The 15,580-nt window shown below is 38.1% G+C and carries 15 protein-coding genes; 14 read left to right on the top strand and 1 reads right to left on the bottom strand.

The annotated features are described in order from the left end of the window. Positions 1–90: 90 nt before the first annotated feature. The 10 genes from glmU to MHB44_RS00480 all read left to right on the top strand — a co-directional run bounded on the left by glmU (position 91) and on the right by MHB44_RS00480 (position 13,150). A complete protein-coding gene (gene glmU, locus MHB44_RS00435; RefSeq protein WP_341301140.1) occupies positions 91–1,461 on the top strand; it encodes a bifunctional UDP-N-acetylglucosamine diphosphorylase/glucosamine-1-phosphate N-acetyltransferase GlmU in 1,371 nt (456 codons plus the stop codon). Positions 1,462–1,485: 24 nt separating this feature from the next. Beyond that, complete coding sequence (locus MHB44_RS00440) at positions 1,486–2,445, top strand: ribose-phosphate diphosphokinase (RefSeq protein ID WP_341301141.1); 960 nt, start codon at positions 1,486–1,488, stop codon at positions 2,443–2,445. A 218-nt stretch (positions 2,446–2,663) separates the two neighbouring features. Beyond that, positions 2,664–3,260: a 50S ribosomal protein L25/general stress protein Ctc gene (locus MHB44_RS00445; protein ID WP_341301142.1), complete on the top strand. Its 597-nt coding sequence runs from the start codon at positions 2,664–2,666 to the stop codon at positions 3,258–3,260. A 152-nt stretch (positions 3,261–3,412) separates the two neighbouring features. Next, positions 3,413–3,979 carry an aminoacyl-tRNA hydrolase gene (pth, locus tag MHB44_RS00450; protein WP_341301143.1) on the top strand — a complete coding sequence of 189 codons (567 nt, stop codon included), beginning with the start codon at positions 3,413–3,415 and terminating at the stop codon, positions 3,977–3,979. Positions 3,980–4,158: 179 nt separating this feature from the next. After that, positions 4,159–4,386 (top strand): anti-sigma-F factor Fin, encoded by a 228-nt coding sequence (locus MHB44_RS00455; protein WP_016993788.1) that lies wholly within the window; start codon positions 4,159–4,161, stop codon positions 4,384–4,386. Between the two features lie 141 nt (positions 4,387–4,527). Next, on the top strand, positions 4,528–8,037 hold the full coding sequence (gene mfd / locus MHB44_RS00460; protein WP_341301144.1) for a transcription-repair coupling factor: 3,510 nt from the start codon (positions 4,528–4,530) through the stop codon (positions 8,035–8,037). 734 nt (positions 8,038–8,771) lie between these two features. Beyond that, complete coding sequence (gene spoVT, locus MHB44_RS00465; protein ID WP_053997038.1) at positions 8,772–9,308, top strand: stage V sporulation protein T; 537 nt, start codon at positions 8,772–8,774, stop codon at positions 9,306–9,308. Between the two features lie 279 nt (positions 9,309–9,587). After that, the gene (locus MHB44_RS00470) at positions 9,588–11,210 is read left to right on the top strand and encodes a polysaccharide biosynthesis protein (protein ID WP_341301145.1); all 1,623 of its coding nucleotides are present in this window, start codon (positions 9,588–9,590) and stop codon (positions 11,208–11,210) included. A 184-nt stretch (positions 11,211–11,394) separates the two neighbouring features. After that, a complete protein-coding gene (mazG, locus tag MHB44_RS00475) occupies positions 11,395–12,855 on the top strand; it encodes a nucleoside triphosphate pyrophosphohydrolase (RefSeq protein ID WP_341301146.1) in 1,461 nt (486 codons plus the stop codon). A gap of 4 nt (positions 12,856–12,859) precedes the next feature. Beyond that, positions 12,860–13,150 carry an RNA-binding S4 domain-containing protein gene (locus tag MHB44_RS00480; protein WP_341301147.1) on the top strand — a complete coding sequence of 97 codons (291 nt, stop codon included), beginning with the start codon at positions 12,860–12,862 and terminating at the stop codon, positions 13,148–13,150. Between the two features lie 167 nt (positions 13,151–13,317). Here MHB44_RS00480 and MHB44_RS00485 read toward each other — a convergent pair whose 3' ends face one another. Next, positions 13,318–13,572, bottom strand: coding sequence for a hypothetical protein (locus MHB44_RS00485; protein ID WP_341301148.1), 255 nt, complete (start codon positions 13,570–13,572; stop codon positions 13,318–13,320). 191 nt (positions 13,573–13,763) lie between these two features. Between MHB44_RS00485 and yabP the strand changes: the two genes are divergently transcribed. The 4 genes from yabP to MHB44_RS00505 all read left to right on the top strand — a co-directional run bounded on the left by yabP (position 13,764) and on the right by MHB44_RS00505 (position 15,536). Beyond that, positions 13,764–14,063: a sporulation protein YabP gene (gene yabP, locus MHB44_RS00490; protein ID WP_004229167.1), complete on the top strand. Its 300-nt coding sequence runs from the start codon at positions 13,764–13,766 to the stop codon at positions 14,061–14,063. Then, positions 14,060–14,551, top strand: a complete 492-nt coding sequence (gene yabQ / locus MHB44_RS00495; RefSeq protein ID WP_341301149.1) for a spore cortex biosynthesis protein YabQ — start codon at positions 14,060–14,062, stop codon at positions 14,549–14,551. The genes yabP and yabQ overlap by 4 nt, the downstream gene beginning before the upstream one ends. A gap of 17 nt (positions 14,552–14,568) precedes the next feature. Continuing rightward, entirely contained in the window at positions 14,569–14,973 is a 405-nt protein-coding gene (locus MHB44_RS00500) for a septum formation initiator family protein (RefSeq protein WP_341301150.1), read from the top strand. Positions 14,974–15,107: 134 nt separating this feature from the next. Next, positions 15,108–15,536, top strand: a complete 429-nt coding sequence (locus MHB44_RS00505) for a S1 domain-containing RNA-binding protein (RefSeq protein ID WP_004229154.1) — start codon at positions 15,108–15,110, stop codon at positions 15,534–15,536. Positions 15,537–15,580: the final 44 nt, after the last annotated feature.

The raw sequence follows: 15,580 nt of genomic DNA on the forward strand, positions 1-15,580 counted from the left end.
TCATCTTTTTGTCAACTCTACATGCCTTGAAAATAGATGGATTTTGCTATATAGTCATAAGAGAAAAAGAGCGTATTGGAGGACTTACAGATGAGCAATATTTTTGCTGTCATTTTGGCTGCAGGTCAAGGTACACGTATGAAGTCCAAATTATATAAAGTGCTCCATCCGGTATGTGGAAAACCAATGGTACAGCATGTGGTGGATCATATTCAAACGTTAGATGTAAATCGCATTGTAACGGTTGTAGGACATGGTGCAGAAACAGTACAACAACAACTTGGCGATAAAAGTGAGTATGTTTTACAAGCAGAGCAGCTAGGTACAGCACATGCTGTCCAACAAGCTGAAGCTATTTTAGACAATGAAGAAGGCACAACATTAGTTGTATGTGGTGATACACCATTAATTCGCCCTGAAACAATGAAGGCCTTATTCGAACATCACCAAGCGAAAAATGCTAAAGCTACTATTTTAACAGCAATTGCCGAAGATCCAACTGGCTATGGTCGTATTTTACGCGGTGCCAATGGACAGGTTGAACAAATCGTTGAGCAAAAGGATGCTTCAGCTGAGCAGCAATTAGTAAAAGAAATAAACACAGGCACATATTGCTTTGATAACAAATTATTATTTGAGACATTAAAGCTTGTGAAAAATGATAATGCCCAAGGTGAATATTATTTACCAGATGTCATTGAAATTTTACAGAAGCAAGGCGAAATTGTAGAGGCATATGTGACAGATGATTTTGAAGAAACGCTAGGTGTAAATGATCGTGTTGCTTTATCACAGGCAGAGGCATTAATGCGTGCAAGAATTAATGAAAAACATATGCGTAATGGTGTGACAATTATCCATCCAGAATCAACGTATATTAGTGCAGATGCTGTTATTGGATGTGATACGGTTATCCAGCCTGGTTCTATGATTGAAGGTTCTACAATTATTGGTGAGGACTGCATCATTGGGCCAAATACTCAAATTGCAGACAGTCGCATTGGGGATCGTACAACGATTCATTCTTCTGTTGTGCGTGAAAGCGCTATAGCGGAAGATACAGCAATCGGACCGTTTGCACATATTCGACCCCTTTCAGACATTGGTAGCCATGTGAAAATTGGTAACTTTGTAGAAGTGAAGAAAAGTAAATTAGATAATGACACAAAAGTATCGCATTTAAGCTATATAGGTGATGCCGAAATAGGCAGAAATGTCAATGTCGGCTGTGGTTCCATTACCGTCAACTATGATGGACAAAATAAGTACAAAACAATTATTGAAGATGATGTATTTGTAGGATGTAATTCTAACTTAGTGGCACCCGTGAAGATTGGAAAAGGTTCATTTATTGCAGCAGGTTCTACAATTACAAAAGAAGTTCCTGAAGATGCACTTGCCATTGCTCGTGCAAGACAAGAAAACAAACCGAATTATGTAAGCAAATTAAAATCAAAATAATTATCAATTAAACAGGAGGCCATCATGCCATATCATTATGCAAACTCACAATTAAAAATATTTTCACTTAATTCTAATAATCCATTAGCTCAAGAAATTGCGCAGGAAATGGGTGTTGAATTAGGTAAATCTTCTGTTAAGCACTTCAGCGATGGAGAGATTCAAATTAGCATTGAAGAAAGTATTCGTGGTTGTGATGTGTTTATCGTGCAGTCTACTTCTGCACCAGTAAACGAACATTTAATGGAGCTTTTAATTATGGTAGATGCAGTGAAACGTGCATCTGCTCGTACAGTAAACGTTGTTATGCCTTATTACGGCTATGCGCGCCAAGATCGTAAAGCAAAAGCACGCGAGCCAATTACAGCTAAATTAGTGGCAAACTTACTTGAGACTGCTGGAGCAACACGTGTGATCGTCTTAGATTTACACGCACCTCAAATTCAAGGTTTCTTTGATATTTTAATCGACCACTTAATGGCAGTACCATTACTTTCTGATTACTTCAAATCTAAAGGTATTCCAGGAGATGAAATCGTTATTGTTTCACCAGATCATGGTGGGGTAACACGTGCTCGTAAAATGGCTGAACGATTAAAAGCACCGATTGCAATTATTGACAAGCGTCGTCCAAAACCAAATGTTGCGGAAGTTATGAACATTGTTGGTAATGTTGATGGTAAAGTGGCAATCTTGATTGATGATATTATTGACACAGCTGGTACGATTACTATTGGTGCAGATGCATTACGCGCTGCTGGTGCAAAGGAAGTTTATGCGTGCTGTTCTCACCCTGTCCTATCGGGTCCAGCCATTGAACGTATTGAAAATTCCTCTATTAAAGAATTAGTCGTAACAAATACAATCCAGCTTGCGGAAGAGAAAAAGTCGCCAAAAATTACAGAGCTTTCTGTTGCTAAATTAATGGCTGATGCAATTTCTCGTGTGTATGAAAACAAATCTGTAAGTACATTATTCGATTAATAATAAATAGGATAAATAAAAGGCAAATCTATCTTTAGCGATAGGTTTGCCTTTTTATGAGCTTATTTTGTGTGAAAGTTCTCACAAATGGGTATAATAGAAAGTATGTTATAGTATTTACACTATTTTTTTAAGAGGTAAATAGTATAATAGCCTTCGGAAGAACCATAATTATTAAGAAGGCGTAAATAATTTTCTTGGAAGGGGAATAAAGAGGTATGAGTACAGTATTAAGTGTTAAAAAGCGCGAAACTGGGCATCGTTCGACATTAACCCAACTTAGAAAAGGGGGAGCTATTCCTGCAGTTATTTACGGCTATCAATTAGAGTCAACCCCAATTTCTATTTCTGCAAAGGAACTTAAAAAGTCCATACAAAAAAATGGACAAAATGGTGTGTTTACAATGGAGCTAGAAGGAAAGAAAGTAAATGCTGTTATTTCAGAAATGCAACAAAATGCATTAAAAGAACAAGTGAATCATATAGACTTTTTAGCGATTAATATGTCTGAGGCATTAGAAACAGCTGTGCCAATTAAATTAGTGGGTGAGTCAGTGGGTGTGAGTGAGGGCGGTATTTTAATGCAGCCTAACTTAGAGCTAACCGTGAAAGTAAAGCCAACCGATATCCCTGAAGCAATTGATATTGATGTGACTGCACTTAAAATTGGAGACACACTAACAGTTACCGATATTCGTGATCGTGTAGCTGTTGAGATTATTAGTGAAGACGATTATGTCATCGCAACAGTGGTAGCTCCAACTGCTACAGAAGAAGCGACAGAAGCAGATGATAATGCCGAAGAACAAGCGTAAAAATCAATAAATAGGACAGGCTAGTAAGAAAGTTTCGTCTTTCTTACTAGCCTTATTTTTTTGCTTAAGCTTTTGGAACTGTACCATATGCTTTCTCGCTGTGTGATATGGTAAAATAATGACTATTAGAGTGGGGAAAGAGAGAGGTATTTATGAAAATTATTGTTGGTTTAGGAAATCCAGGTAAACCTTATGAACATACAAGACATAATATTGGCTTTGATGTGATTGATGCATTAGCAGAAAAATGGGGAACCTCTTTAACAAATTCAAAATTTAAGGGGATGTATACAACTGTTCATCGACCTGAGGGAAAGGTTCTACTTGTTAAGCCTTTAACATATATGAATTTATCAGGGGAATGTATTGGGCCGCTGATGGATTATTTTGATATTGCTGTAGAAGATTTAATTGTTATTTATGATGATTTAGATTTAGAAACAGGAAAATTACGCCTACGCCAAAAAGGCAGTGCAGGTGGACATAATGGCATAAAATCTTTAATTCAGCATTTAGGAACACAGGAATTTAATCGTATTCGAGTAGGTATTAGTCGTCCACCAGCTGGCATGAAGGTAGCCGATTATGTACTGGCGAAATTTTCGAAGGAAGATCAAGTCCTTATTGAGGATGCCATTAAAAATGCTGTAAATGCTATTGAAGCATCTCTTTCCAAGCCATTTCTTGATGTGATGAATCATTTTAATGCGAGTAAATAAATGGAGCTAGGCTCACTGAGTTTCATGAAAGTCTCAATGGTTTAAAGTGCACTTATTGCTAAAACAATAGTTAAGTGCTTTAAAATATTGCAAAGCAGATACGTTGGCAAAGTGCATAATCCTTTTTATAAATGTCTATACTTTAAGTAGTAAGTTGCTTAAAGGAGGATGATTTGGAGATGTCAGTTCGCTATCGATGTAGGCATTGTGAAGTAGAAATAGGGACACTACCGTTTGATGCAGATGATACAATTCGAAAGCTACATATTTTCGAATTGGGAGAAGCAGATGATTATGTTGAAAAGGATCAACATGGACAAACGACTGTACACTGCATTTGTGAGCAATGTGAGGATTCGCTGAGACAATATCCAGATTATCACGCACTCAATAAATGGATTCAATAAATGGATTGGAAGGATGCTTTGACGCACTTCGCGTGTGCTCAAGGCTTTTTCCATTTTATAAAAGAGCCAATAAAGCTATATTTATAGTACTAGGTTAATAGTAAAAATTAATACATTTTATGCTGAAAGGAGCTTTTGACTGTGGAAATTTTACGACAGCTTGTGTCGCAGGATAAACATATTACATCATTTTTACAGGAGATTCGGAGCGGTCAAACTGCATCACAGCTTATTACAGGTTTAACAGGAAGCGCACGCCCTGTCATGGTCGATGCGTTATTTGAATATGTAAAAAAGCCAATCTATATTGTTTCTCCTAATCTATTGCAGGCACAGAAGATGGTGGATGAGCTGGCGGGATTATTAGGAGAGGACCATGTTTACTATTATCCGGCTGATGAATTTATTGCAGCAGACCTTTCTGTAGCCTCTCCTGAATTACGTGCTGAGCGTATTGCAACACTGGATTGTTTAGCTAGGGGTGAGAAGGCTGTCTATGTCATCCCTGTTGCGGGTTTACGCAAAGTGATGCAGCCGAAAGAGCATTGGCTACGATATTTTTTAGAAACAGCTGTAGGAGAAGAGATTAATATTGATGGATGGTTACAAACATTAGTCGAGATGGGCTATGTGCGTAATTCCATGGTGACAACGCCTGGAGAATTTGCGTTACGTGGAGGGATATTAGATATTTATCCACCTTATTTTGCAGCGCCTATTCGTATTGAATTATTTGATACAGAAGTAGATTCTATTCGAACATTTTCGGCAGATGATCAGCGCTCTATTGACAAATTGCAAAAGATTCGTATTCTTCCTGCCTCAGAGGTTATTCTTACTCAATCGGAAAGACAGGCATTGGCAGGTCGTTTAGAAACAGCGTTGGCCTCTAGCTTAAAGAAAGTAAAAAAGCAGGAAACAAAGGAATTGCTTTATCAGCATATTCAGTATGATATTGAATTGCTACAGCAAGGGAATTTACCTGACTATGTCAACAAATATGGCTCATTATTGTATGAGCAAACCGCCTATTTAGGGGATTACTTTGCACAGGATGGGCTTGTCCTTTTTGATGAGCTTGGACGTATTCAGGAGGTTATGGATGCGTGGGAACGTGAGGAGGATGAATGGTTTTTATCTTTAATTGAAGAAGGAAAAATGGTGCATGATGTGAAGCCTGCCTTCACATTAAAGGAAATACTCGCCATGCTTCCGCAGCAAAAGCTATCATTTTCCTTATTTTCACGAACATTTTCAGGCATCACCTTTAATAAAACAACGAGCTTTTCCTGCAAGCCAATGCAGCAATTTCATGGGCAAATGTCACTGCTTCAAAGCGAGGTTGAACGCTGGTTACTTGGTAAGTTTACAGTATTAATTGTTGTGAGAGATAATGAGCGTGTGAAACGTGTGCAGCAAATGCTGGGGGAATATGATATCCATGCCGCACTAGGGAAGCCAACAGAGTCTGGTATTTATATTGTGGATGGAAGCCTATCGAGTGGCTTTGAATTGCCCCTTCAACGTTTAACGGTTGTAACAGAGGATGAGCTTTTTAAACAGCAGGCAAAGAAAAAAGCGCGTAAGCAGAAAATGACCAACGCTGAACGTATTAAAAGCTATACAGAAATTAAACCTGGTGATTATGTTGTCCATGTTCATCACGGGATTGGGAAGTATATTGGTGTAGAAACATTAGAAGTCAATGGTACACATAAGGATTACTTGCATATTCGATATCGTGCAGACGATAAATTATATGTACCTGTCGAACAGATAGACTTAATTCAAAAATATGTGGCATCAGAGGACCGTGAGCCAAAGCTACATAAATTAGGTGGGGCAGAATGGAAAAAGGCGAAAGCAAAGGTATCCTCTGCTGTACAGGATATTGCTGATGATTTAATTAAGCTTTATGCAAAGCGTGAAGCAGAAAAGGGGCATGCTTTTACGCCTGATAACGATGATCAACGTAATTTTGAAGCCATGTTTCCATATGAGGAAACAGAGGATCAGCTACGTTCTATTGTTGAAGTGAAGCGAGATATGGAACGTGAGCGCCCAATGGATCGCCTAGTTTGTGGTGATGTAGGCTATGGTAAAACAGAGGTTGCCATTCGCGCAGCATTTAAAGCCATCCAGGACGGTAAACAGGTTGCCTTCCTTGTACCTACAACAATTTTAGCTCAGCAACATTATGAGACAATTCGAGAGCGCTTCCAAGACTTTGCTATTAACGTAGGACTGTTATCTCGTTTCCGTACTAAAAAAGAGCAAACAGCTACATTAAAAGGGCTAAAAGAAGGGCAAGTCGATATTGTTATAGGAACACATCGTATTTTATCGAAGGATTTGATATTCCAAGATCTTGGCTTATTGATTGTTGATGAAGAACAACGCTTTGGCGTAACCCATAAGGAAAAAATTAAACAGTTAAAAACAAATGTCGATGTCTTAACGCTAACGGCTACACCAATTCCAAGGACACTTCATATGTCCATGGTGGGTGTCCGTGATTTATCTGTTATTGAGACACCTCCAGCCAATCGTTTTCCAGTACAAACTTATGTGATGGAGCATAGTGGAGCATTAGTGCGAGAGGCAATCGAAAGGGAAATGGCACGTGGCGGACAAGTGTTTTATCTCTATAATCGTGTAGAGGATATGGCTCGAAGGGTTGAGGAAATTCAAGTGCTTGTTCCAGAGGCTCGTATAGGCTTTGCACATGGGAAAATGACAGAGACGGAGTTAGAATCGGTTATTTTATCCTTTTTAGAGGGTGACTACGATGTACTTGTGACGACGACTATTATTGAGACAGGTGTTGATATTCCTAATGTTAATACATTAATTGTCCATGATGCTGATCGCATGGGTCTAGCACAGCTTTATCAGTTACGTGGACGTGTTGGGCGTTCAAATAGGGTAGCCTATGCCTATTTTATGTATCAACGTGATAAAGTATTGACAGATGTAGCAGAGCAACGATTACAGGCAATTAAAGAATTTACAGAGCTTGGCTCAGGCTTTAAGATTGCGATGCGTGATTTATCGATTCGCGGAGCTGGAAATTTGCTTGGAGCGCAGCAGCATGGCTTTATTGATTCAGTCGGCTTTGATTTATATTCACAAATGCTGCAAGAGGCAATTGCTGAACGTCAAACAGGTGTGAAAAAGGAAGAAAAGCCTGAAATTGAAATTTTATTAAGCGTGGATGCTTATATTCCTGATGCCTATATTCCAGATGGCTATCAAAAAATCCAAATGTATAAACGCATTAAGGCAATGGATCAGGTGGAGGAATACGAAGAAATCATGGAGGAATTAGAGGATCGATTTGGCGATCTTCCAATTGAAACAGAGCGCTTGCTACGAATCGCCCGCATGAAGGTGTGGGGGCTAGGTGCAGGTGTCGTTTCTGTTAAGGATAAACAAAAACTTATAACAATACTGCTATCTGAGGAAGGTACAGCAAATGTGGATGGTAGTAAAATTATTGAGGAATCCATGAAATTTGAACGTGCAGTTGGCTTTGGTATGGACGGTATACAATTAAAAGTAACAATAGACGAGCGCAGGTGTGGGAAATACCAGCCGTTCGATATTTTAGAAGAACTGATGCAGATTATTGATCAAGCTAAAAAGCAATAAGAGAAATGAGGTTAGTTTATCTGTTTGAAAAGATAAACTAACCTTATATTATGAGGGGACTTATGTAAGTAGTAAAAAGAAGCAAGCAGTTGATGTCCATTACAAGTATGTGTTTTAGTGCTGTCACCTTGCTTTTGTACAGCAAAGCATCTGAAATTAAAGCATACATGAACAGGATTTTTAGAAAGCTGTCCCCGATAAAGATATAGTACCAATTACGACAATTGGAGCTAATAACAAACCTGGGCATTTAAGCCATCTGCTCTCCTCTATCTTTCTAAAGCCTAAAATCTCGAATACAATGTTGACAATAAAACATAAAATTCCTGTACTGCTAGATATATAAAGCAAACTCACTTGTAGATCAGTGAGGGATGCCATTCCATTCAAAGGCATAGCTACGCCTGTAAGCATAAAGAATACTACACTGATAACTCTGAGGACATAAAAAATTTATTCACTACCATATCCCCTTATTGTAAATCTCCATATTCTTATTACAATAATTCCTTTCTAAAATTGTATAAGAGTATTTACGAATTTGCATATAAAAAGTTATTTTTTAGGTACTATCATAAGGCGTTAATGAACGTTTGTGTTGGGTGATTAGCGCTTTTTGCAAAATTTTGATGGCTGTGACATCCTTTTTCTTCAGTTTTTTGCATAGATTGCTTCAATAAAAACCATACTGTAGGTGAATAAAAATTTCATTGTAGCGAAAGCGAGGCATTAGAATGAAGGCAACAGGAATTGTTCGTCGTATTGATGATTTAGGGCGTGTAGTTATTCCAAAAGAAATTCGTAGGACGCTACGTATTCGTGAAGGCGACCCGCTTGAAATTTATACGGACCGTGAAGGTGAAGTCATATTAAAAAAATACTCTCCTATTAATGACCTAGGAGAATTTGCAAGAGAGTATGTGGAGACACTTTACGAAACATTAGGAACACCAGCATTTGTCACTGACCGTGATGAGGTAATCGCCGTTGCAGGGATTGGCAAGAAGGAATATATCAATCGTCGTATTACATCCTTTGCAGAGGGCTTTATGGATGAGCGCTCTACAAAGATTGAAAAAATGGAAGCAACGCTTGAAATTGTGCCAGGACAATATGAGCAAGTAAAATCGTATTGTGCGACGCCGATTGTCGTAAATGGCGATCCAATAGGCTGCATTATTATTTTATCAAAAGTGCATTTTGTTGGAGATGTAGAAGTCAAGGTAGTGGAAACTGCTGCAAACTTCTTAGCAAAACAAATGAATAGTTAATGCATATAAAAGTTATTGCGATGGTCTTTAAGGCTGAACAATAACTTTTTTTGCGTATAAAAAAATACGAATGAGGAAACTTGATGCTAGCAAGCACGTCAAACTTTTAAGATTGAACCTTAGGAACTACGAGGATAGCTTGGTTTAGAAGAGCAACCATACATACACTCGCAAGTAAAATCTGTTCCCAAGAAGCTCCGGCTTTAAGTGTAGCTAAGTGGCGAGAGATTCACGGTATGCTATACTATTGGCATTGTTAAGAAGGAAAGAGGGCAATTTATGGCGCAACGTTTCGGCATGAAAAGCTATATGAAGGGAGCGGCCTTGTTAACAATAGCTGCCCTGATTGTAAAGGTGCTTAGTGCTATTTATCGTGTACCTTTTCAAAACCTTGTTGGTGATGAAGGCTTTTATATTTATCAGCAGGTATATCCTGTTATATCGATTTTTGTTGTTTGGACATCCAGTGGCTTTGCTGTGGCTGTTTCTAAAATGCTAGCAGATAATGATTCACTGAGTAATGCACAAGAACGTGAACAAAGACGAAGTGCCATTATGCGTACCGTTTTTTATTATTTGACGGTGTTATCATTGCTATTTTTTGTAGTGTTATTTGGTGGCGCTGAAAAAATTGCACAATGGATGGGTGATGCTCAGCTTGCACCACTGATACGCACAGGCTCCTTTGTCGTATGGGTGATGCCAGCACTTGCTATTTTAAAAGGCGGCTTTCAATCGAGAGGAATGATGGAGCCGATTGCCTATGCTCAAGTTCTCGAACAAATGATTAGGATAACGGTGATTTTAGCAGGGACCTTTATTATTATGGCTACCACGAATTCACTTTATAGCGCAGGGAAAATGGCTATTACTGGTACTGTTATTGGTGAAGTAGCTGCTTTTCTCTTGCTTATCTATTTATTTTATCGACGTTTTGGACTATTTCAGGCTAAGCAACAACGACAGCTTGTGACTAGCTTACCAATTATTAAAGAGGTTACCTTATTGAGTATAAGCGTAAGTATGAGTGGTCTCCTATTACTTGGGTATCAATTGGTTGATTCATTTACGATTTATTCGTTACTGATAGAGAATGGGATGGCTCCTACAATGGCCAAGGAAACAAAGGGGATTTATGATCGTGGTCAGCCATTGGTACAGTTGGGCATTGTTATCGCATCTTCATTATCACTTGCGATTGTACCCCTTGTTGCTCATTTATCGAAAAAACAAGAGGGGCGTAGTGCAGTTCCATTCATCCAACTAACATATAAAGCGTCTATTTTATTTGGATGGGCTGCATCCTTAGGCTTAATGCTTATTATGCCATATTTGAATGAAATGCTGTTTAAAACAAATGCATTATCAGCAGTATTAACAATCTATGTATTTCAAATTGTGCCATTGTCGATTATCCTTACATTTACAGCTATTTTACAAGGCTATGGCAAATTAAAAAAGCCAGCTCTATTTCTGCTGTTAGGCTTTATCATCAAAATTGTACTAAATCTATGGATGATTGGTTGGCTTGGTGTATTAGGCGCAGCTATCGCAAATGATATAGGCCTATTATTAACGGCAAGTATGCTTATTATCTATTTAAAACGTTTAACAAGCATTCAATTGGCATCGGTCAGCTTTTATAAAAAAGTAGGAATCGCTTCCTTAAGTATGGCAATTGCTGTGCTTCTATGGTTACAGTTTACACCAGCTCTTTTAAGCTATTACCTCTCTTCACGTGTAACAGCCATCATTGCCAGCTTTACAGCAGTATGCTTAGGGGCATTTGTGCTGCTAACGATGGTAGCGAAGAAGCGGGTACTAGCAGAAAAGGAGTGGTACCTATTACCATTTGGCCGAAGAATGGCTGTTTATCAACTATGGTTAAATTCAAAAAAATAAGCAAGGATTCCTCGCCCCTCAAGAAGCATAATGAGTAAATATGGGTTAAATTAGAAAAGATAAACGAACGGCAGAAGGGGCGGAACATTAATGATATGCCTTTCTTATAGGTAGTCAATCAACATATAGTGTCGCGTTCCTTAAAATGCCTGTGTGAATTGACATAAAGAAGTAGGTGGGAGTATTGAAGACGTTAACAATTATTGGCTTAGGTGCGGGAGATTTTAATCAACTGCAAATGGGTGTTTATCGAAAATTAAAACATGCGAAAAAATTATATGTTCGCACAGTGGATCATCCCGTGCTGGAGGAATTAGCAGCAGAAGGTGTCCAATTTGAGAGCTTTGATAAGGTCTATGAAAAGCATGATGCATTTCAGCCAGTTTATGAGGAAATTGCAGAAAGACTTATTGAAGCGACAGCTATAGAAGATAGTATATATGCTGTGCCTGGTCATCCCTTAGTGGCAGAGCAAACAGTGCAATTGCTTATTGCAGCAGCGGATGCAGGAAAGGTGAAGCTAGTTATTGAAGGTGGTCAAAGTTTCCTAGACCCAATTTTTGGCGCATTAAAAATTGATCCGATTGAGGGCTTTCAATTACTGGATGGCACTAGCTTTTCTATGCATGATATCAATATGCGACAGCATCTGTTAATTGCACAGGTATATGATACATTTAGTGCTTCAGAGGTGAAGCTAACCTTAATGGAGAAATATGATGATGAGTACCCTGTAACAGTTGTAACGGCAGCAGGCTCTGCTCAAGAGAAAATTATCACTGTACCCCTCTATGAACTCGATCAAAGTGTCGAAGTTAATAATTTAACAACTGTTTATGTACCGCCTGTGAGATCACAGGAGGCAGCACTGCGTGATTGGACAACATTACGCCAAATTATTGCAACATTAAGAGGCCCGAATGGCTGTCCTTGGGATCGAAAACAAACGCATGAATCCTTAAAAAAATATTTGCTGGAAGAGGCACATGAATACTTAGCAGCTGTAGATGCTGAGGATGATTATGCAATGATTGAGGAGCTTGGTGATGTGCTATTGCAAGTATTTTTACATGCACAAATTGGAGAAGATCAAGGATACTTTACACTTGAAGATGTTTTAGCCACTCTTAGCGAAAAAATGATTCGTCGTCATCCACATGTTTTTGGTGATGTTGCGGTGGAGGATGCGGATGGCGTTGTTGCCAATTGGGAAGCGATCAAGGCTCAGGAAAAGGGCACTAGTGATAAACCATTATTAAAGAATGAGTATAGAGCCTCCTCTGCGCTACAAACGTCCTATAATTATCAAAAGCTGGCTGCAAAGGTAGGCTTTGAATGGCCAGATGTAGAAGGGGCATGGGAGAAGTTTGCAGAGGAATGGCAGGAATTTCGTGCTGAGGTCAAAAAAGGTTCAAGTGCATCACGTCTCGATGAATTTGGCGATGTATTATTTACGTTAGTGAATTTAGCACGCTTCTATAAAATATCGCCTGAGGAAGCCATGCTACATGCCAATGAAAAGTTTGCAAGACGCTTTGGCTATGTAGAGGCACAGGTAAAGGCAAGTGGCAAATCATTTACTGATTTTACATTAGAACAATTAGATGCTTTTTGGGATGAAGCAAAGCAGTTAGAAAAGGAGTAAAAAGATGAGATTAGATAAATTTTTAAAAGTATCACGTTTAATTAAACGCCGCACTTTAGCAAAAGAGGTAGCAGATCAAGGGCGTATTACCATTAATAAAAAGGTAGCAAAGGCTAGCAGTACAGTAAAGGTGGGCGATGAGCTTGCCGTTCGTTTTGGTCAAAAAATTGTCACAGCGCGTGTAGAGGAATTACGTGACACGGTGAAAAAAGAAGATGCTGCAAAAATGTTTACTATTTTAAACGAAGAACGTATTGAAAAGATTGAACCTGAATTTATTGATGATGAGGACTAATTCCTAAAGTTAGGCATCAAAAAGGTAGAGGATTAACTGTTTTTCTCTAGGAGAAACAATTAATCCTCTTTACTGGAATTCATTAAAACGCCGCATTTAAGTTTCTAGGAATTCTATTTTGATGGCCACTCCATAACCAGATAAGGATAGTTGCCTAGTATCGTACCTCAACCTTTACCTGCTAGTTCCTCTGTTATTTCTGAAGTGCTGTTGGTGTATTTGTGCACTACTTTATTTGGCTGTAAGGGATTAAAATCTTCCTTTGTCGCACCATTAACTCCAAGTATTGTATTATCTTTTATACTGATGATGGTAACAGATTCATAGGACAAGGCTGTTGGATTCTTTTGGGGTGTTTCACATCCTAAAATAAATGTTATAAACAATAAGAAAATCAGTTGTGTCCATTTATTTTTTAGCACATAGTTTGACCCTCTTTCTATCATGCTTTTTAGTTCACTATTGTCAGTAATATACATAATCTTAAAGGAATCAATGTTCAGGTGAAAGTATAAGCTTGTGAAGAACTAGAAAAAAATATGATGTGTTGTCATTCTTTGAAGGTTGTCCGCATAAAGTGAACAGAAGCTAGGACGACTAAAGGAGGAAGAAAATGACGCTACATCAAGAAAGTAATCGTTACACAATTCCATCTGGAGAGCATATTTTAACGATTCGCAATCGTAAAAGAATGGACATGACTTCTGTAAAATCAATTGAACGCTTTGATCAGGAAGAATTTTTCATTAAGACGTCCCAGGGGCATTTGTTAATCCGTGGAGAGGAACTGCATATCGTTCATTTAGATGTTGACAAAGGCTTATTGACACTCGAAGGAACTGTAAAAACCTTACAGTATGACGAGGAGGAAAGTGGCTTCTCGAAAGGTTTCCTTCATAAATTATTTGGATGATTGTTAGTGAACAATTTTTTCAATTAATCGTCATGGTTTTGAGCGGTATAGCAGTTGGTTTCATTATTGATAGTGTGAGACTCATTGTTTTTTCGACTCCAAAAAGGTCAAGCCTTCGAAAGTGGATGATGGTTTTTGAACTACTAACATGGATTTTACTTGGAGGATTGACATACTATTTATTGTTTTGGCTAAAGGATGGCGCTTGGCGGGCTTATGACCCGCTAGCGCAAATTGCTGGAATTTTTTTATATCAATCATTTTTTCAAACCTTTTTACGTTTCGTTGCAAGGATTTTGGTGAATATAACATGGAGACCCTTTTGGTTTATCGTACACTTGATTATTACGGTTATTCGACATATTCTTCAACTATTCATTCATATCGTTATGTTTGTTTTGAGGCCTTTTGTCAAAATTTATTCGTATTTGTCCTACACTTTTTTAAAAAAGTTACGATATTTGAAGTATAATAAAAAACAACAATAATTTTCGGAGGTGCGGGCATGACAAAACGTCATTCATCAAATGATGAACAACAAAATTTCACGAAGCTTGATAATGACTATGTCCGTAACACGGATAAAGCTATTAATCGCAAGCAACAAGCGCGCAAACGTAAAATGCGTCGTATTGTCTTTTTTGCGATTATCCCAGTCGTTATTATCGCTCTTCTCTTAAATGTGTTGTCACATCAAAATGAAGTATTAGCAACAAAAGAAAAGGCAAAGAAAGAAGCAGAGCAGCATCTTGCTGAATTGAAAGAAGAACAAGACCTATTAAATCTTAAAATCAAACAATTAGAAGATGATGAATATATCGCAAAGCTCTTACGAAAAGAGTATTATTTATCTGAAGAAGGTGAAATTATTTTCATTATTCCAGATAAAGAGGATAAAAAAGACGACTGAAAGGCTATGTATTGTTGACACTCTTTTTTTGTTATATATAATGAAAAGAGAAGTATATTGCAATAAAAAGTTTGATTAAATTGATTACATGACTCAAAAGGGTCGCTTAATTTTTAAGGAGGAGCATTTTTTTTATGTCAATTGAAGTAGGCAGCAAGGTACAAGGTAAAGTAACAGGAATCACAAATTTTGGAGCATTCGTTGAGCTGCCAGATGGCAAAACAGGTTTAGTTCACATTAGTGAAGTAGCTGATAATTATGTGAAAGATATCAATGAGCATCTAAAAGTTGGAGATGAAGTTGAAGTAAAAGTGATGAATGTTGAAGCGGACGGAAAGATTGGTCTTTCAATCCGTAAAGCAAAGCCTCAAGCTGAGAGACCAGAGCGTCCAGCACGTCCACGTCGTGATAATCGTTCTAACGATCGCAACGAACGCCATCAGCCAAAAGAAAATTTTGAACAAAAAATGGCACGTTTCTTAAAAGATAGTGATGAACGTCTAGCAACACTTAAACGTGCTACGGAATCAAAACGTGGTGGTCGCGGAGCTAGAAGAGGGTAGTTTGCTGACTGTTTTAATCGTAGAAAAAGTGTATGAAATAGAGT

Source organism: Lysinibacillus sp. FSL H8-0500 (genome assembly GCF_038051955.1).
Lineage (GTDB): Bacteria > Bacillota > Bacilli > Bacillales_A > Planococcaceae > Lysinibacillus > Lysinibacillus macroides.

Excerpts from the sequence above, each read along its gene's own strand:
- yabQ (WP_341301149.1), top strand. The coding sequence starts at position 14,060 with ATGATTGTTAGTGAACAATTTTTTCAATTAATCGTCATGGTTTTGAGC.
- MHB44_RS00500 (WP_341301150.1), top strand. The coding sequence starts at position 14,569 with ATGACAAAACGTCATTCATCAAATGATGAACAACAAAATTTCACGAAG.
- MHB44_RS00470 (WP_341301145.1), top strand. The coding sequence starts at position 9,588 with ATGGCGCAACGTTTCGGCATGAAAAGCTATATGAAGGGAGCGGCCTTG.
- MHB44_RS00480 (WP_341301147.1), top strand. The coding sequence starts at position 12,860 with ATGAGATTAGATAAATTTTTAAAAGTATCACGTTTAATTAAACGCCGC.
- pth (WP_341301143.1), top strand. The coding sequence starts at position 3,413 with ATGAAAATTATTGTTGGTTTAGGAAATCCAGGTAAACCTTATGAACAT.
- MHB44_RS00455 (WP_016993788.1), top strand. The coding sequence starts at position 4,159 with ATGTCAGTTCGCTATCGATGTAGGCATTGTGAAGTAGAAATAGGGACA.
- MHB44_RS00505 (WP_004229154.1), top strand. The coding sequence starts at position 15,108 with ATGTCAATTGAAGTAGGCAGCAAGGTACAAGGTAAAGTAACAGGAATC.
- MHB44_RS00440 (WP_341301141.1), top strand. The coding sequence starts at position 1,486 with ATGCCATATCATTATGCAAACTCACAATTAAAAATATTTTCACTTAAT.
- MHB44_RS00445 (WP_341301142.1), top strand. The coding sequence starts at position 2,664 with ATGAGTACAGTATTAAGTGTTAAAAAGCGCGAAACTGGGCATCGTTCG.
- yabP (WP_004229167.1), top strand. The coding sequence starts at position 13,764 with ATGACGCTACATCAAGAAAGTAATCGTTACACAATTCCATCTGGAGAG.
- glmU (WP_341301140.1), top strand. The coding sequence starts at position 91 with ATGAGCAATATTTTTGCTGTCATTTTGGCTGCAGGTCAAGGTACACGT.
- spoVT (WP_053997038.1), top strand. The coding sequence starts at position 8,772 with ATGAAGGCAACAGGAATTGTTCGTCGTATTGATGATTTAGGGCGTGTA.